This is a genomic window from Pseudomonas sp. BIC9C (assembly GCF_034541995.1).
In the GTDB taxonomy this organism is placed as follows: domain Bacteria; phylum Pseudomonadota; class Gammaproteobacteria; order Pseudomonadales; family Pseudomonadaceae; genus Aquipseudomonas; species Aquipseudomonas fluorescens_CC.
Window position 1 is genome coordinate 619,283 of sequence record NZ_JAWDGM010000003.1, and the last position, 16,874, is coordinate 636,156.

18 protein-coding genes and 2 pseudogenes are annotated in these 16,874 nt (G+C 58.8%); 8 read left to right on the forward strand and 12 right to left on the reverse strand.

Annotated elements, in window-relative coordinates:
• Positions 1-137 precede the first annotated feature (137 nt).
• From RS887_RS17450 to RS887_RS17460, 3 genes are all read left to right on the forward strand, one after another.
• Positions 138-374: a glutaredoxin family protein gene (locus RS887_RS17450; protein ID WP_322616299.1), complete on the forward strand. Its 237-nt coding sequence runs from the start codon at positions 138-140 to the stop codon at positions 372-374.
• Between the two features lie 172 nt (positions 375-546).
• A complete protein-coding gene (locus RS887_RS17455) occupies positions 547-864 on the forward strand; it encodes a transcriptional regulator (protein WP_322616300.1) in 318 nt (105 codons plus the stop codon).
• A gap of 71 nt (positions 865-935) precedes the next feature.
• Positions 936-1,826: a pseudouridine synthase gene (locus tag RS887_RS17460; RefSeq protein ID WP_322616301.1), complete on the forward strand. Its 891-nt coding sequence runs from the start codon at positions 936-938 to the stop codon at positions 1,824-1,826.
• Positions 1,827-1,910: 84 nt separating this feature from the next.
• Here the strand turns inward: RS887_RS17460 and RS887_RS17465 are convergent, their stop codons facing one another.
• Complete coding sequence (locus RS887_RS17465; RefSeq protein ID WP_322616302.1) at positions 1,911-2,132, reverse strand: YgdI/YgdR family lipoprotein; 222 nt, start codon at positions 2,130-2,132, stop codon at positions 1,911-1,913.
• Positions 2,133-2,208: 76 nt separating this feature from the next.
• Entirely contained in the window at positions 2,209-2,811 is a 603-nt protein-coding gene (gene mobA / locus RS887_RS17470; protein ID WP_322616303.1) for a molybdenum cofactor guanylyltransferase MobA, read from the reverse strand.
• A gap of 81 nt (positions 2,812-2,892) precedes the next feature.
• On the opposite strand from mobA, the gene moaB reads away from it, so the two are divergent.
• The gene (gene moaB, locus RS887_RS17475) at positions 2,893-3,432 is read left to right on the forward strand and encodes a molybdenum cofactor biosynthesis protein B (RefSeq protein WP_008020368.1); all 540 of its coding nucleotides are present in this window, start codon (positions 2,893-2,895) and stop codon (positions 3,430-3,432) included.
• Entirely contained in the window at positions 3,416-4,642 is a 1,227-nt protein-coding gene (gene glp, locus RS887_RS17480; protein WP_322616304.1) for a gephyrin-like molybdotransferase Glp, read from the forward strand. The genes moaB and glp overlap by 17 nt, the downstream gene beginning before the upstream one ends.
• A 64-nt stretch (positions 4,643-4,706) precedes the next feature.
• Here the strand turns inward: glp and RS887_RS17485 are convergent, their stop codons facing one another.
• Entirely contained in the window at positions 4,707-4,997 is a 291-nt protein-coding gene (locus RS887_RS17485) for a hypothetical protein (protein ID WP_322616305.1), read from the reverse strand.
• A gap of 225 nt (positions 4,998-5,222) precedes the next feature.
• Between RS887_RS17485 and RS887_RS17490 the strand changes: the two are divergent.
• Positions 5,223-5,526 (forward strand): annotated as a pseudogene (locus RS887_RS17490) (lipid kinase YegS); the annotation flags it as partial.
• Here RS887_RS17490 and RS887_RS17495 read toward each other — a convergent pair.
• The 3 genes from RS887_RS17495 to RS887_RS17505 all read right to left on the reverse strand — a co-directional run bounded on the left by RS887_RS17495 (position 5,510) and on the right by RS887_RS17505 (position 8,032).
• Positions 5,510-6,169, reverse strand: a complete 660-nt coding sequence (locus RS887_RS17495) for a response regulator transcription factor (RefSeq protein ID WP_007990177.1) — start codon at positions 6,167-6,169, stop codon at positions 5,510-5,512. The pseudogene RS887_RS17490 and the gene RS887_RS17495 overlap by 17 nt on opposite strands.
• Complete coding sequence (locus tag RS887_RS17500) at positions 6,166-7,059, reverse strand: sensor histidine kinase (protein ID WP_322616353.1); 894 nt, start codon at positions 7,057-7,059, stop codon at positions 6,166-6,168. The genes RS887_RS17495 and RS887_RS17500 overlap by 4 nt, the downstream gene beginning before the upstream one ends.
• Before the next feature lie 502 nt (positions 7,060-7,561).
• Positions 7,562-8,032 carry a hypothetical protein gene (locus RS887_RS17505; RefSeq protein ID WP_322616306.1) on the reverse strand — a complete coding sequence of 157 codons (471 nt, stop codon included), beginning with the start codon at positions 8,030-8,032 and terminating at the stop codon, positions 7,562-7,564.
• A 463-nt stretch (positions 8,033-8,495) separates the two neighbouring features.
• Here RS887_RS17505 and RS887_RS17510 point away from each other — a divergent pair, with 463 nt between their 5' ends.
• Positions 8,496-9,431 (forward strand): chemotaxis protein CheV, encoded by a 936-nt coding sequence (locus tag RS887_RS17510; RefSeq protein ID WP_322616307.1) that lies wholly within the window; start codon positions 8,496-8,498, stop codon positions 9,429-9,431.
• 174 nt (positions 9,432-9,605) lie between these two features.
• Complete coding sequence (locus RS887_RS17515; RefSeq protein ID WP_322616308.1) at positions 9,606-10,412, forward strand: MOSC domain-containing protein; 807 nt, start codon at positions 9,606-9,608, stop codon at positions 10,410-10,412.
• A 282-nt stretch (positions 10,413-10,694) separates the two neighbouring features.
• Here the strand turns inward: RS887_RS17515 and RS887_RS17520 are convergent.
• The 6 genes and pseudogenes from RS887_RS17520 to atuD form a co-directional block, all read right to left on the reverse strand.
• A pseudogene (locus tag RS887_RS17520) lies at positions 10,695-11,716 on the reverse strand (IS110 family transposase).
• Positions 11,717-11,863: 147 nt separating this feature from the next.
• Positions 11,864-12,148 carry a pyrimidine/purine nucleoside phosphorylase gene (locus tag RS887_RS17525; RefSeq protein ID WP_007940055.1) on the reverse strand — a complete coding sequence of 95 codons (285 nt, stop codon included), beginning with the start codon at positions 12,146-12,148 and terminating at the stop codon, positions 11,864-11,866.
• Positions 12,149-12,217: 69 nt separating this feature from the next.
• On the reverse strand, positions 12,218-12,760 hold the full coding sequence (locus RS887_RS17530) for an exonuclease domain-containing protein (RefSeq protein WP_008020376.1): 543 nt from the start codon (positions 12,758-12,760) through the stop codon (positions 12,218-12,220).
• A 70-nt stretch (positions 12,761-12,830) separates the two neighbouring features.
• A complete protein-coding gene (locus RS887_RS17535; protein ID WP_322616309.1) occupies positions 12,831-14,792 on the reverse strand; it encodes an acetyl/propionyl/methylcrotonyl-CoA carboxylase subunit alpha in 1,962 nt (653 codons plus the stop codon).
• Positions 14,793-14,901: 109 nt separating this feature from the next.
• Positions 14,902-15,699, reverse strand: coding sequence for an enoyl-CoA hydratase/isomerase family protein (locus RS887_RS17540; protein ID WP_322616310.1), 798 nt, complete (start codon positions 15,697-15,699; stop codon positions 14,902-14,904).
• Complete coding sequence (gene atuD, locus RS887_RS17545) at positions 15,696-16,853, reverse strand: citronellyl-CoA dehydrogenase (RefSeq protein ID WP_322616311.1); 1,158 nt, start codon at positions 16,851-16,853, stop codon at positions 15,696-15,698. The genes RS887_RS17540 and atuD overlap by 4 nt, the downstream gene beginning before the upstream one ends.
• Positions 16,854-16,874: the final 21 nt, after the last annotated feature.

Sequence of the window (16,874 nt, forward strand, 5' to 3'; positions counted from 1 at the left end):
GGGTCACTTCATCGTCGGCGGCATCAAGGGTTTGCCGTCCATCTTTTTGCAGAGGGCATCAGGGCAGGGGGCTCAATGGCTCGACGGTTTTTCGGGGCAGGCCTAGAATGGTCACTTCATTATCTGGTTGAGCGCTCATGCTTCCCGAATGTCAGCTGTTCGGCACCCTTGGATGCCATCTCTGTGAAGTAGCCGAAGCCATGCTGATGGAGTTTGTCGAGCGCGGTCTGCTGGTGGAACTGGTGGATATCGCTGACGATGAAGCGTGGTTCGCAGCTTACAGCCTGCGTATTCCGGTGCTGCGACGCGTCGATACCGGTGCTGAACTGGGCTGGCCGTTCAGTGCCGATGAGGTGGTGACGTTCCTGGGTTAAGCGGTTTTTGCGCTGGCGGAATGTCCCGCCTGTCGAGCTTTGCGATTGATCCCCTTGGCTTGTTCGGTATTGATCGGGTACTGTATGTGTATACAGTTATTCGCGGTGCCTGCCTTGCCGTTGCCGGTTTTCGGGAGCGAGCAGGCAAGCCCGGGCGTGAGAGGGATGAATCGTGGTCAATGTCGAACAGTTGAAGAACAGCGTGAACCGGATGTCCGCAGACGTCGTGCGCGAGGCCGTCCTGGAGTTGCGTCTGGATGGTCTGGTGACCGAGGGGAAAACGCCCTTCAACAAAACGCATTTCAATACCTGTTTCGCAGAAATCGAAGCCTTGTTTCAACGCGCGGGATATCACCGGCAACTCGATGTCGTGGGTTATCAGGGATTGTTGTACGCCCTGTATGACCCCGCTCGCTGGGAGGCGGTCGATGTACTGCGCTGGCTCAAGGAGTACACCGAAGCGACGGCGCGCAGGCAGATCCCGGCTTGAGGAATCTCCTCTAGGTTCATTCCCCTTGCTGTTGGATAATGCCGCTCTGCACTGAGGGTTAGAGCTTTCGTATGTCCACTTCTTCTTTTTCCGCGGCACACAGCCAGGCCAGTACGCTCTACTTGCCACCTGGTCCGTGGCAGACCGTTGTCGATTGCCTGTGTGAGCATTTCAGCGCCATCGGTCGTGAACAATGGCTGGACAGAATCGCCCGTGGCCGGGTCCTCGATGGGCAGGGCATGCCGATTGCCCTCGATCTGGTCTACAAGGAAGGTTTGCGGATTCATTATTTTCGCGAAGTGCCGGATGAAAAGCCGATCCCGGTGATCGAGTCGATCCTGTACGCGGACGAGCATCTGGTGGTGGCCGACAAACCGCACTTCCTACCCGTGACGCCGGCTGGCGAATACGTCGAACAGACGCTGCTGAGGCGCTTGATCCGTCGCCTGGACAATCCGCATCTGGTGCCATTGCATCGCATCGATCGGCATACCGCAGGGCTGGTACTGTTTTCCGCCAATCCGCAGAGTCGTTCGGCTTATCAGTCGTTGTTTCCAGCCCGGCAGATCGAAAAGCGCTACGAGGCCATTGCACGGGCGTTGCCTGGACTTGTTTTCCCGTTGGTTCATAAAAGCCGACTGGTCGATGGCGAACCGTTCTTCCGCATGCAGGAGGGGCCGGGGGTCAGCAACACCGAGACCGCGGTCGAAGTCAGGGAAAAACAGGGGGATCTCTGGCGTTATGGTCTTTACCCGGTGACGGGCAAGAAACATCAGCTCCGGGTACATATGGCGGCGTTGGGCGCCGCTATCTGCAACGACCCTTTTTACCCCGAGGTGCTCAAGGATGCGCAGGATGACTATTCCAACCCCTTGAAACTGCTGGCTCAGGGGCTGAAGTTCATCGATCCGGTCACGGGCCAGGAACGAGAGTTCAAGAGTGAAGTCACCCTGCAATGGTGATCAGGAAGCAACCCTGAAGAACAGTGCTTCAGGCATGAAAAAGCCCGCATCAAGCGGGCTTTTCCGTATCTGGCAGTGCCAGGATTACAGCTCTTTGACGGTACGAACCTGGTCTTTGTTGATGCGGGTCTGTTTGCCGTCGAGTTGTTCGAATTCGTAGAAACCGGAGTCCTTGTCGAACCGTGGCGTGTCGACGGCCTGGATTTCGCGACCGTCATTCAAGGTGATCACCGTAGGCGATGCGCAACCGGCGAGGGTTGCAAGGCCCAGTGCGAGCATGAAAGTGGCGAGGGGCCGTTGAATCATGAGGGTGTCTCCGAATAAGAATTCTTTGGTTACTGAACTTGAGACGTGCACTGTCTGCGCAAGTTCCTGATCAATGTCAGTCTGACACAGTGTCATGACCGCTTAACAGTTCCGGCGTGTTGAGGTTGGCCAGCCGAGGATCCTTGTCGGGGCATTGCAACGCGGTCGCGCCGAGCTTGTGCATCAACCGGCCAGGGCTGCGCTCACCTTCGTTCCAGGCATTTTCAAATGCTGCCCTGTGTAGCACAGGAATCACACACAACAACGGTTCCCAGTGGCCATCATGTCGCACCATCAGCGGCTTGTCCGGATGCAGGTTGGCGGTCTCGCGCATACTGCCGATCAACGCCGCATCAATACCCGGAACGTCACAGGGCAGGACCAGCAGATGGGTATGGCGAGCAGCTTTCAGGCCTGCTCGAATACCCGCCAGTGGCCCGGGGAAGCCACCTTCATCATCGTGGACCAACTGGTCGGCATAGGGCGCATACTTTTCAAGGTTGCGATTGCAGGAGATGATCAGGTCATCGGTCAGCGGGCGGGCCTTGCGGTGCAGATGCGCAATCAGGGGGGCACCGTGCCAGTCCAGCAACCCTTTATCCTGACCGCCCATACGTTGGCCGCGACCGCCCGCCAGGAGCAGAATGGAACAGGGTGGCAATGGTGAATTCGAGGTCATGGCAGGTCTCCATGGGAGCGGCGAAAAAACGGAGCGCTGTGATATAACACCGGGCTGTTTCTCCTACAACTGGACGAGCCTATGAAAGCCAAGGCTGATGTACCTTTCGCACCGCTGAATATTGCAGTGCTGACTGTCAGCGATACCCGCACACTGGAAACTGACACCTCGGGTCAGCTCTTTGTCGACCGCTTGACCGCTGCCGGTCATTACCTGGCAGCCCGGGTGTTGCTCAAAGATGATCTCTACAAAATTCGCGCGCAAGTCGCCAACTGGATTGCCGACGATGTCGTGCAGGTTGTGCTGATCACCGGCGGAACCGGTTTTACCGGGCGTGACAGTACACCGGAAGCCGTCAGTTGCCTGCTGGATAAACAGGTTGATGGATTTGGCGAGCTGTTCCGCCAGATCTCGGTTGCCGATATCGGCACCTCGACCGTTCAGTCCCGGACGTTGGCCGGTCTGGCCAACGGCACGCTGGTTTGCTGTTTGCCGGGCTCGACCAATGCCGTGCGCACCGGTTGGGACGGCATACTGGCCGAGCAGCTGGATTCGCGGCATCGCCCGTGCAATTTCGTGCCTCACCTGAAACAGGCGGCGCCTTGTGAATCCCGTGGGTAAGCCTGGCAAGACTGGCAGCCTGATGCCTGTCGAGCAGGCGCTTGCGCGCCTGCTGGAAATGGCCGGGACCTCAAGGATTGTCGAGCGTGAGCGCTTGCCGTTGGCGCAGGTACAGGGGCGTGTACTGGCTGAAGATTTGGTGTCGACGCTTGATCTGCCGCCCTGGCCCAACAGTGCCATGGACGGTTATGCCTTGCGCATGGCCGACTGGACGGGAGAGCCGTTGGTGGTCAGTCAGAAGGTGTTTGCCGGCCAGGCCCCCGAACCGTTGCAGCCAGGAACCTGTGCTCGGATTTTCACCGGGGCGCCTGTTCCTGCCGGTGCCGATTGCGTCGAGATGCAGGAAAACGCCGAGGTTCAGGCGGATGAGCGTGTACGTTTCACTGGCTCCTTGGCCCAAGGTCAGAACATCCGTCCGCAAGGCCAGGAAACGACCGTCGGCGAGTTGATTCTGCCGGCAGGTACGCGGCTGGGGCCGATCGAGCAAGGATTGGCTGCCTCATTGGGGTGCGCTGAGCTGGAAGTCGTTCGCAAGGTGCGTGTGGCTGTGTTGTCCACTGGCGACGAATTGATTGAACCGGGGCAGACGCTGGGAGCGGGACAGATCTACAACAGCAACCGGATGTTGTTGTGTAGCTGGTTGCAGCGTTTGGGGTGTGAGGTCGTCGACGCGGGCATCCTTGCGGACAATCTGGAAACCACGCGTTCCCGCTTGGGTGAGTTGAAGGATGTCGACCTGATCCTCTCCACCGGTGGCGTATCGGTGGGTGAAGCCGATTTTCTGGGTATCGCCTTGCGCGAAGAGGGCGAACTGACGCTGTGGAAACTCGCCATCAAGCCCGGCAAACCGCTGACGTTCGGGCATTTTCGCGGTGTGCCGGTGATTGGTTTGCCGGGCAATCCGGCATCGACCCTCGTGACCTTTGCCTTGTTGACCAGACCCTATCTCCTGCGCCGTCAGGGTGTGAAAGAAGTTGAGCCGCTGAAGGTGCAGGTACCGGCAGGGTTTGACTGGCCCCAGCCTGGCAATCGGCGTGAGTACTTGCGCGGACGGCTGGAAAACGGCAGGGCGACGATCTACAAAAACCAGAGTTCCGGTGTACTGCGTAGCGCTGCCTGGGCTGATGGACTGGTAGAAGTCCTTGAAGGTCGCACGCTGGTTCAGGGCGATGGCGTTTTTTTCATTCCGTTGAGCGAAGTCCTGGGCTGACAGCTTCAGCGGATTTGCCATGCAAAACCCGGTTGATTGAACCGGGTTTTGTGTTGATGGCAACTCAATGCGCCAGAAACAATGAAACAACCTGTTCGAAACGGCTATTGGCGATCCAGCCAAGGAGGCCAAGGATCACGGCTGTGCCGCAGGCGGAGTAGGCAAGCCTGTGCCCGATGGATTTGACGTCAACCCGGATTTCGTCCATGTCCCTGCGTATGTACTTGAGTTGTGCTTCCAACTCGGTAACACGAGGTTCCATATCAATTTCTCCCGTGGCTTTTGTGCTGCCGCATTCAGCTCGATCGCCTGCACTTTTTACAATGGCCGGTGAACCGAGGTGTTGGCTTTGCATGGCACGTCCTTGTGGTGTCCTGCGGTAACCCCAAAAGTCTACTAATTCAGATTTCCGGTCAATTGAGCCGATTCCTCACGCTTTGTAAGAAAATTCCTGTCGTGTGGGGGATCAAGACTTTCCGACGGGAAATAATTTGTCTTCTTGCGACTTTTGACGGGGGCATCGCGGTCAACATCTCCCGGATGCCATTCAAACCAGGAGTGAACTGATGGGCGATCGCAAGGCATCGGCAATGGCCGGCAGGCCGGTGGTGGGCGTTGTGCCCACAGGCACTGGTAGATGATGGTTTGCTGGATATCAGTATTTTGCCGAGACCGAAGGCTTTGGCATCGACAGCATGTTTGTCCGTGCGCACCTGCCATGGGTCGAGATCAAGGTCTCGGAAGGGCTTTACATCAACCTTGATGGTGAACCGCTGAAGGGGGACAACCTGTGTTTCTCGGTTCGCCCAGCGGCGTTACCCGTGCATCTGCCTGATGATTCGCCGCTGTTACGTGCCCGTGAAGTGCCTAGTCATCAAGGCTGATGATTTGTTCACGCACGGCAAACAGCACCAGGCCGGCCACATCGTAGATCTGCAAACGCTTCATGATCTGCGAACGGTGGGTTTCGACGGTCTTGACGCTCAGCCCCAGGCCATTGGCGATCTCTCGAGTGGATTTTCCGCGAACGATCAACCGCAGGATTTCCAGCTGACGTGCCGTCAGGTTGTGCGAGTCGGCAGGTTCGGGTTGGTGCTTCTGGTTTCGGGTCAACGCCTGATTGATCACCGTGTGGGCAATGGCCGGGCTCAGATAGCGCTCATTGTTGCGCAAGGCCTCCAGCGCGTGCTCGAGTTCAGTCGCGGTGGTGTCCTTGAGCAGGTAGCCATGGGCTCCGGACTCCAGCGCCTGCATGATGAGGGCCGGGTCGGTGTGCATCGAGAGGATCAGGACCTTGCTCTGCGGGCGCACTCGCTTGAGCTGCTGCAAGGCTTCGAGGCCGCCGGTGTGACGCATTGAAATATCCAGCAGGACAATATCCGGGGACAGATGCCCGACCATTTCGAGCAACTGCGAGCCATCATTGGCCTCGCCGATGACCGCATAGCCGGGCAGATCCATTACCAGGGCGCGTACGCCAGCCCTGATCAGCGAGTGGTCATCCACCAGTAGTAAATTACAAGTCAATGCATAACCTTATTCGAACTGGCCCGTTCGAGCGCGCGGGGCGCCCAGGGAAAAAGAGCTTCGATTTGAGTGCCTTTGCCCGGTTCGCTGGTAACGGTCAGTGTGCCGCCCAGTTGATCGATCCGTTCCGACATCCCGGCCATACCGCGTTGCCCTTCACGACCTGGGTCTGTTGCGGGCGCGAAGCCCAGGCCATCATCGCTGATCTGCAACTTCAGGCCTTGGGGCAGGCGCTGCAGGCATACCAGCAGGTTCTTGGCCTGGGCATGTCGCAGGATATTGGTGACCGCTTCCTGGGTGATGCGGAAAGCTGCCACGGCCATTTCCTCCGGTATGCCGGTCAGGCGTTGCTGGCATTCCAGGCTCCAGTGCACCGGCGTGTTGGCCAGGGTCTTGAGCAAGTGTGCCCGCAGACTGGCCTCCAGCCCGAGGCTGGTCAACTGCCGGGGATTGAGAATGGCGGATACGTCACGAACTTTGGTCAGGGTTTCTTCCAGCGTGTCGCAGAGGACCGAGCATTGCTCCTGAAGTTCTTCGGGCATCCGGCGTTTGAGCCAGTCACTTTGCAATTTTGCGGCGGTGAGCAATTGACCGATGTCGTCATGCAATTCCCGGCTCAGCCGGTGACGCTCGTTTTCCTGAACCTGTAACAGCCGGTCGGCCAGTTCCTGAGGCTGGAATTTGATGGATTTGCGCGAGAGGTGGTACTGCATGGCAACACTGGTCAGCGCAGCAATGTTGAGCGCCAGCAACGGCAGAGGCAAAGGAATGGACAAGCCATAGGCCAGCAAACTGCCGAGCGTCGAGCAGACACATAGCAGCAGCGTAAATGTGCGTGCATTTTCCCGGGACGGTGGCCACGTGGCGATTGACTTGAGGCTGGCGTGCATAACGGATGGAGCCAATGGATGTTCGCTGCGGGCAGACCGGTCATGCTGGCTGACAGGCCCCTGTTTTTTAATCTGGAGCGTAGACTTCAACGGGATGTACTTTTTTGTTGGAAGAGTCAGCTCCGAACGAAAGCGAGCTGTGTCCGGTTGCGATCACACTGCCATTAATTGGCGCCAACTAACAGGCGTCATATTAGCACTTAAGATACCGTTGGTCGCGTTCCTGAATATGCCCGGAGAGTCAGGAATTCAGGTGTCTGGACGGTGGTTCCATAATGGAAAAAACAGGGTACTCGTCGTCGCAAGAGGGCGATAGTCCTTGGGGCATTGTTGATACAAGGCAATACCCTGGACAAGACAGGCTCGCAGCTGTCGTTGGACACTATTGTTTGTTTCAATATGTCGTTAATAGCTATGAGATCTTGATTTGCGACATGTGCGCGCTCAAGTTACAGCGCGGTATTGATAACCCAATCACGCCACTCGGCATAGTTGGGTTAGTTCAGGCCTGTCGTTCCGAATAGGATACGAGGGTGAACGGCCTGGAGTGGGCCGGTGGTTGATATCGGCTTTGCCCGACCTGAAAGGCAAAGGCTTCGATAAGGGTCACCTGCTCGCTGTCGTCGAGACTGAGCTGTCCGGTGGTCTGGTCGATGAGTTCGAGTTGCCAGGCAATCAGGGTCAGGCAGTCTTTCAGGGCGCTCAGCGCCTCGTCGTGCAGGCTCATCGTGTTTTGTGCATGGTTGAGCAGGCCATGAATATGCAGGGAAAACTCAGACACGGCCGCCAACGCCAGGGCATCGGCCTTGTTGGCCAGCTTGAGCAGTGTGCTGAGCATGCAGTCGATGGCGTCCTTGTCATTGCTGATCAGCTGTAGATGACTCAGGCATTCCTCGGTTTTGGCCAGGAGTGTTTCAGCCTCGACGAGAAACTCCGGGAGCCGCTGGGCCCACTCTTTACGGTCGTTCGGCATACTTATCTCCACAACTTCGTGTCAAATGAGGGGATATCGTGTGTGTCGACGAGGGCGGTCGGGACCCCGGCATTGCCGAGTCGTCGGGTGAACGAGCTTCGGCTGGCCCGAAGGCAGGCTGGGGAACACGAGAGGGTGGTTGGCCACTTACTTGCGATCGCACACAAAAGCCTGACTCCGTTCATGCAATGAGAATGGCGTCACATTAATGGCTATTGGATATTGCGAATATCAGGTTGCACCTGATTGTTGATAGGGGAATCCCTTACGCAGCGGAACCTATCACGTGAACTGTGGTCGCGTGACGCAGGAGTGCAGCAGGTGTAATCACGGCGCCAGTAAAGCATGATGTTAATGTGACATCAATGACCGGGCGTGGCATTTTAGAGAGGGTCAAGCTTCGGAAAAAACAGCCGATAACCTTCTTTAAGTGAATTCATCCGAACAAGACCAGGAGTCATTGATGGCCGGCATTCTCGACACGGTAGACCAACGCACGCAACTGGTGGGTGAGAATCGCCTGGAAATTCTCATGTTCCGGCTCGCCGGACGGCAATTGTTCGCGATCAACGTCTTTAAAGTACAGGAAGTCTTGCAACTGCCAAAGTTGACGCTGATGCCGCAGCGACATCCTTTCGTGTGTGGCGTGGTCAACCTGCGTGGTCAGACCCTGCCGGTGATCGACCTGTCCCAGGCCATTGGCATGCGCCCATTGGTGCCGGGGCCTGGCAGCACGATTATTGTCACCGAATACAACCGTTCGGTTCAGGCCTTCCTGGTCGGTGGCGTGGACCGGATCGTCAACATGAACTGGGAAGCCATCCTGCCGCCTCCGAGCAGCGCCGGGCGCCAGCACTACCTGACGGCCATCAGCAAAGTCGACGATCAACTGGTGGAAATCATCGACGTCGAAAAGGTCCTGGCCGAAATCGTCCCGTACAACGCCAAAGTATCCCGCGACAAACTCGAAGATCCGGTACTGGAACGCGCCCGCGGCCGTGAGGTGCTGCTGGTGGATGACTCGAACGTGGCTCTGGCGCAATTGCGCGATACCCTGGGACAACTGGGCGTGAAGATGCACATCGCCAGCGACGGATTGAAGGCCTTGAACATGCTCAAGGCCTGGGCCGATACCGGCGTGGACATGACCGAAAAACTGCTGATGGTCTTCACCGATGCGGAAATGCCGGAAATGGATGGCTATCGCCTGACCACTGAAATTCGCAACGATCCACGCCTGCGCGGCTTGTACGTGGTGCTGCACACCTCGCTGTCCGGCAGCTTCAACGACTCGATGGTCAAAAAGGTCGGTTGCGACAATTTTCTCTCCAAATTCCAGCCGGACAAACTCGTCGACGTAGTGCGCCAGCGTTTGATGCTCGACGCCATCCCCGTCTGAGCCCTTGCAGGAGCGAGCTCGCTCGCGATGGTCTTTAACGATAACTCGTAAAGCCAGATGCCCAGCGGCGTCCTTGGGTTTTTCGCGAGCGAGCTCGCTCCTACAGGTTTTTGCTCTTTGATTCGGTGATCAAGCTCGTATAGGGTGGCGTTTTTGCCTACCAGGGAGCTGGCCATGTTGCGTCTGAGCGCGCTGTATCGTTATCCGTTGAAGTCCGCCAAGGGCGAGGTACTGCAACAGATCGGTCTCGATAAACTCGGGCTGGACGGCGATCGCCGCTGGATGCTGGTGGATGAGGCCAGCGGTCGCTTCCTGACCCAGCGTGCGGTGGCGCAGATGAGCCAGTTGTCGGCGTTGTGGAATGCCGAAGGCGGCTTGACCCTCAGTGCGCCCGGTCATTCGCCGATCGACATTGCCCTGCCCGGCAGTGATGCACAACTGCGTGGTGTGACGATCTGGCGCGATACCTTGCGAGTCCCCGATGCCGGCGATGAAGCAGGGGCCTGGGTCAGCCAGTTCATCGGAAAATCGACACGTCTGGTGCAAGTGCCGCTTGATCGGGCGCGAATGACGGAGGCGGGTTACGGCAAGGATGACGATCAGGTGGCGTTCGCCGATGGCTATCCGCTGTTGCTGATTGGTCAGGCCTCCCTCGAGGACTTGTCGCAACGGGTCGGGCGTCCGTTGGAGATGCTGCGTTTTCGGCCAAACCTGGTGATCGAAGGCAGTGAAGCGTTCGCCGAGGACGGCTGGAAGCGTATCCGTATCGGCGAGGTCGAGTTCCGCGTGGTCAAGTCCTGTTCACGCTGCATCCTGACCACCATCGACCCGCAAACCGGGGAACGCAGCGACGACCGCGAACCCTTGGCCACCTTGCAGAAATACCGTTCGCAGGCGGATGGCGCCATGTTCGGCCAGAACCTGGTGAACGACGGCAACGGTCGACTCGAAGTCGGCATGCCGGTGGAAATTCTGGAGTAGAAACCCTCAGTTCATCGCCCGCACAACAAAAATGTATGGTCAGCCCATCTCCTGCAACCTCATTGGTTGTTTTCGGTAAAGCTGGCTTGCGCTAATGTATTCGGGCTCATGGTGAGCGTTGCTGTAACAACGCTCGGCCCTCGATGAGTAGCCGCTCCCGACTGTCCTGAAAAAGCCCTCAGCCTCTAAAGCTGAATTTTGTGCCAGGTCCTCAGTCGGGCCGTTTGCCGTTTACTGTCATCAGTCAGTGACGTCGCAAAAGCCGGTGATAAAGCTGTACGTTCAAGCGTTCGGATGTGGGTCGTACTGGCCGCCTTTGGCCAGTACCGCCCACACGATTCGCGCCAGTTTGTTGGCCAACGCGCACGCTACGACATTGGAATGTCGGCGCGTCAGCAGTTCTCGAACCCAAGGCCCCAGTGCATCTTCCCGCTTGTCGATATAACGCATGATGGCTCGCGCGCCCTGCACCAGCAGTTGGCGTATGTGCTTGTCGCCACGCTTGCTGATCCCCAATAGCACCGTTTTCCCTCCCGTTGAATACTGCCTCGGCACCAGTCCTAATGAAGCGGCAAAGTCGCGTCCACTTCGATAGTTCGACGCATCGCCCACATCCGCCAGTACTGCGCTGGCAGTGATCGGGCCGATGCCTGGAATACTCTGCAAACGACGCCCGGCATCGTCTTCTTTCAGCTGCTGCTTCAGGTCGGACTCGATGTCCTTGATTTCATCATTGAGCTGTTGAATTTGACGATAAAGACGCATCACCACGCCCTTCAAGCGCACAGGAACGGGGTGTTGTGGATCGTCCAGCAGCGCCGGCACGCGGTGCAACGCAATAACGCCAATAGGCAGGCTGATCCCGAACTCCAGCAGAAAGCCATGAATCTGATTGGTCGCGACAGTGCGATGGCCAATCAATGATTCGCGGACACGGTGCAGCGCTGAAAGCGTTTGCTGCTCTGGGTTTTGATCGAGCAGAAGCGCATCGCGGGGCGGCTCGCCGCCTCGCAAATCGCTTCGGCATCAATGAAGTCGTTTTTGTTGCCTTTGACGAATGGTTTTACGTACTGCGGGGCGATCAGCTTCACCTCATGGCCCATTGCACCGATCTGTCGAGCCAGCCAATGGGCGCCACCGCACGATTCCATCACCACCGTACAGGCCGGCAGCTGGGCCAATGTGCTGAGCAACTGAGCGCGGCTGGTTTTCTTGCGTAAAACCTGATGACCTTTGGCGTCCTGGCCGTGCAGGTGGAAACTGTGTTTTCCAATGTCGATACCGAGAAGCGTCATCGTGTTCATGAGAGATCCTCCGCCGAAAACGAGAAAAGCCCTGCAAGCGTAAACCTGCAGGGCTTCTCGGTCAGGCTGACCATCTCATTAAGCCCGTGTCCTTGGACACGGGCTTTTTCATGGCGCTGACTTTTACTTCGGTGAAGCCCCGCGGGCTTAGCCGCGGTATTCGCACAGGTAAGCGGTGTCGACGGCCACTTTGAGCTGGAACTTGCTGTTGGCTGGCACGTTGAACTGGCTGCCGGCGGCGAAGGTTTCCCAGTCGCTGCTGTCTGGCAGTTTGACGGTCAATGCACCGCTGACTACGTGCATGATTTCACGCTGGCTGGTGCCGAATTCGTACTCGCCCGGAGCCATGACGCCGATGGTCGCCGGACCTTCTGCGGTGCCAAAGGCGATCGACTTGACGGTGCCGTCGAAGTACTCGTTGACTTTAAACATGGGCGATTCCTCGAAAAGGGCTAAAAAGGGCCGGCCAGTATGCACAAGGCCCTGAGTGTCGTCACCTGTCTAAAGCGGAAGAACCAGCGGCAGCAGTCGCGCGGTATTGCGCGCGTCTTCCAGCGCCCGGTGTTGCTGGCCGGTGAACTGCAGGCCGGCCAGTTGCAGGGCGCCGTTGAGCCCCAGCGGGCGTTCCAGGCGCCGGGCCTTGGCAAAGCGCTGCTTGAGGTTCATGTGTGGCACGTTGGCCAGCGCGCTGGCGAGTCCCAACTGCTGCCATTCCTGAAGCAATTGCTTGCGATCGTAATCGCCCCAACTGACCCAGCCTTCCAGTCGCGTGTGGTGTTGGCCGAGCCAGCGTTCAAACGCCGGCCAGACTTCGCCCAGCGGTTGCGCGGCATCGATGTTGGCTTGGGTGATGTGCGTCAGCTCGCGGCAAAACGGCGTCAGCAATGGCCGTCGCAAGGGGCGGACGAAGCGCTGGAAGTGGTCCAGTTCACGTCCCTTGCGGTCCACCAGGGTGGCGCCGATTTCAATGATTTCCATATCTTTAATGGGCCAACCACCCTCATCGGTGGTGGCCTCCAGATCAATGACCAGCCAATGAGGCATTGCAGGGTTCCTGGTATCCGCGTCCTGTAGGGTTTGAGCGTAGCCAAACCCGACGGTTCCGCCTAGCGGCTTATTCGACCTCCAACAGAATCTGCCGGTTTTTCACCTGATCCCCGACTTTGACTTGCAGGCGTTTGAGCACACCGTCGATGCCCGATTTCAATGGGTGCTCCATTTTCATCGCCTCCAGGACCACCAGCAACTGGCCCTTGGTGACCGGGCTGCCTTCGTTGACCAGGACGTCGACAATCGCCCCGTCCATCGGTGCCTTGAGGGTGCCGGAGCTGACACTGGCCTGGCCGGTAACCTGCGCCTGAGTGCGATCCACGAACTGCAGACTGCCCGGCCGGGTAAACAGCCAGAGTTGCCCTGCTTCCAGTCGATAGGCATGGCGTTGGCGGATGCCCTCGATTTCGAGGGTGGCCCAGCGTCCGTCGCTGTGGATGAGCTTCAGTTCGAGGCTGCGCTCGGCGACCTGAATGCGCAACGGCTCGCCCGGGGTTGCCTGCAACGCTACCGGCCAGTCCCGGTCCTCAAGGCCAATGCAATAGTGCAATGGCATGCTGGCGTTGTTACGCCAACCGCAAAGGGGGGCCGGATGAGCCTGCGCCGAAGCTTGATAGAACAGGGCGGCGGCGATGGCTACAGCGTGCACGCCCGGATTGTGGGGATGCAGGCAGGCGTGGTCGGCGAAGTGCTGCGGGATGAAGCCGGTAGTGAATTCACCGCAGGCGAACTGTGGGTGATCCAGCAGGCTGGCGAGCAAGCGCTGATTGCTTTGCACGCCCAGCAGCACGCTGTCTTGTACTGCCCGCAGCAATTTGCGCCTGGCTTCTTCGCGGGTGGCGCCGTGGGCGATGAGCTTGCCGAGCATCGGGTCGTAGAAGGGGCTGATGACCTGGCCTTCGATCAGGCCGTGGTCGAATCGAACGCCGTCCTGCAATCCCGGTTCCCAGGCCACCACGCGCCCGGTTTGCGGCAGGAAACCCTGAGCCGGATCTTCGGCATACAGGCGCACTTCCATGGCGTGCCCGTGGAGTTGCACCTGCTCCTGGCGCAATGGCAGCGGGTGCCCTTCGGCGATGTTCAACTGCCAGGCCACCAGGTCCAGCCCGGTGATCAGTTCGGTGACCGGGTGTTCCACCTGCAACCGGGTATTCATCTCCAGGAAGTAAAACTTCCCGCGCGCATCCAGCAAAAACTCCACGGTGCCCGCGCCGACGTACTGCACTGCCCGCCCGGCCTTGAGCGCCGCTTCGCCCATGGCCTGGCGCAGTTCAGGTGTCATCACCGGGCAGGGTGCTTCTTCGATGACTTTCTGATGGCGGCGCTGCACCGAACAATCACGCTCGCCGAGGTAAATCAGGTTGCCGTGGCGGTCACCGAACAGTTGAACTTCGACATGACGTGGTTCGACCAGCGCCTGTTCGAGAATAAGTTCGCCGCTGCCAAAACCGTTCAGGGCTTCGGAACGCGCGGTACGGATCTGTTCCAGCAAATGGCCGGCGTCGTGCACCAGGCGCATACCGCGTCCACCGCCGCCAGCACTGGCCTTGATCATCAACGGATAGCCGATGCGCCCGGCTTCGCGGCTCAGGGTGGCGTCGTCCTGCCCGTCGCCTTGATAACCGTCGATGCAGGGCACACCGGCTTCGATCATGGCGATCTTCGAAAGGCGCTTGCTGCCCATCAGTTCGATGGCCTCGGGGCTGGGGCCGATGAAGGTGATGCCGACGTCCTGGCAAGCGCGGGCAAACCCGGCGTTTTCCGAGAGGAAACCGTAGCCCGGATGGATCGCATCCGCGCCTGTGCGCCGGGCTGCGTCGAGGATGGCCGGGATATTCAAATAAGACTGTTGTACCGCGGCCGGACCGATGTTGACGGCCTCGTCGGCCATCTGCACGTGCAGTGCATCGGCGTCGGCGTCGCTGAACACGGCGACCGTGCGATAGCCCAGCGCCTGGGCCGTGCGCTGGATGCGGCAGGCGATTTCACCGCGGTTGGCGATGAGGATTTTTTTGAGTCCGGGCATGGGTTGGCTCTCTGTATTTTGCGGTGTTTGTTCGGGCCTCTTCGCGAGCAAGCCCGCTCCCACATTTGAAATGCGTTCCAATGTGGGAGCGGGCTTGCTCGCGAAGCTTTTAAGTGGCCCACCCCGGTTTGCGTTTTTGCACGAAGGCCATCGTTCCCTCGACACCTTCTGCCCCGGTCACCGCTTCGCCGAACCATTCGGCGGCCTGATCCAGTAGAACATCCGACGGTTGTCCGGCACTCGCCAGCAGGAGTTTCTTGGTCATCGCATTCGCCTCGGGCGCACAACACAACACATGCGCCAACACCTCATCGAGACGCTCAGCCAGGGCCTGCGGATCATGCTCGACAAAATGCACCAGCCCCATGCGCCGTGCCTGGTGACCATCAAAACGCGCCGCGGTGAGGGCCAGGCGCCGGGTTTCGGTCAGGCCGATGCGCTGCACCACGAATGGCGCGATTTGCGCCGGCAACAGGCCAAGGCTGGTTTCCGGCAGGCCGAATTGCGCCTGATGATCGGCCAAAGCGATATCGCTGACACAGGCCAGGCCGAAACCACCGCCGAGCACCGCGCCTTGCAGCACCGTGATTACCACTTGCGGAGCCTGTTGCACCTCTTGCAGCAGCGCACCGAAGACCCGATTCAAGTCGCGCTGTGCGCTCGAAGCCTGAGCACGGGCGCTGGCCATGTCCTTGAGATCGCCGCCGGCGCAGAAGTGGCCGCCGGCACCGCCGACCACCAGTGCCCGAACGCCTCGGTCATCGCGAACGGCGGCCAGTACCGAGCGCAACTCGCTGACCATCTGCACGCTCATGGCGTTGCGGCTGTCCGGGCGATTGAGGGTGATGTGCAATACGCCGCTGTGCAGTTCCAGCAGCAAGGTCTGGCAAACCGGCAGGCTGCTCATTTCTTTTTCCCCGGCAGAATGCCCATCAGTTTGCAGATGATCCCCAGCATGATTTCGTCGGCGCCGCCGCCAATCGACACCAGCCGGACATCGCGGTAGGCCCGGGCCACCGGGTTGTCCCACATGAAGCCCATGCCGCCCCAATATTGCAGGCAACTGTCACTGACTTCGCGGCCCAGTCGCCCGGCCTTGAGCTTGGCCATGGAGGCCAGGCGCGTCACGTCCTGGCCTTTGACGTATTGCTCGGTGGCCTGGTAGACCAGCGCCCGCAGGCATTCGATTTCGGTTTGCAGTTCAGCCAGGCGGAAGTGGATCACCTGATTGTCGATCAGCGCATTGCCGAAGGTTTTGCGCTCCTTGCAGTATTCGATGGTGCTGTCGACGCAGTACTCCAGGCCCTTGATCATGTTGGCCGCACCGAACAGGCGTTCCTCCTGGAACTGCAGCATCTGCATCATGAACCCCGCGCCTTCATGGCCGATGCGGTTGCGCTGCGGTACACGCACGTTGTCGAAAAACACTTGGGCGGTTTCCGAGCTGCGCATGCCGAGTTTGTCCAGGTGAGAACTCAAGCTGATGCCCGGTGTGTTCATTGGCACCATGATCAGCGATTTATTGATGTGCGGTTTGTCGTCCGAGGTATTGGCCAGCAGGCAGATGAAGTCAGCGCTCGGCGAGTTGGTGATCCACATCTTGCTGCCGTTGATTACGTAGTCGTCGCCGTCCTTGCGCGCGGTGGTTTTCAATCCGGCGACGTCGGAGCCGGCACCGACTTCGGAGACTCCGATGCAGCCGACCTGCTCGCCGCTGATGGCCGGGCGCAGGAATTCGTCGCGCAATTCATCGGAGCCGAACCGTGCCAGTGCAGGCGTGCACATGTCGGTCTGTACGCCGATGGACATCGGTATGCCACCGCAATGAATGGTGCCGAACTCTTCGGCGGCGACGATCGAATAGCTGTAGTCGAGCCCCATGCCGCCGAATTTTTCCGGTTTGGAAATGCCCAGCAAGCCGAGGTCGCCGGCCTTGCGGAAGATTTCGTGGATGGGGAAGCGCCCGGCCTTTTCCCATTCCTCGACGTGCGGGTTGATCTCGTGCTCGACGAATTGGCGCACGGTGCGGCGCAGTGCTTCGTGTTCCTGGGTGAAGATCATTCTTATTGTTCTCCTGTTAGT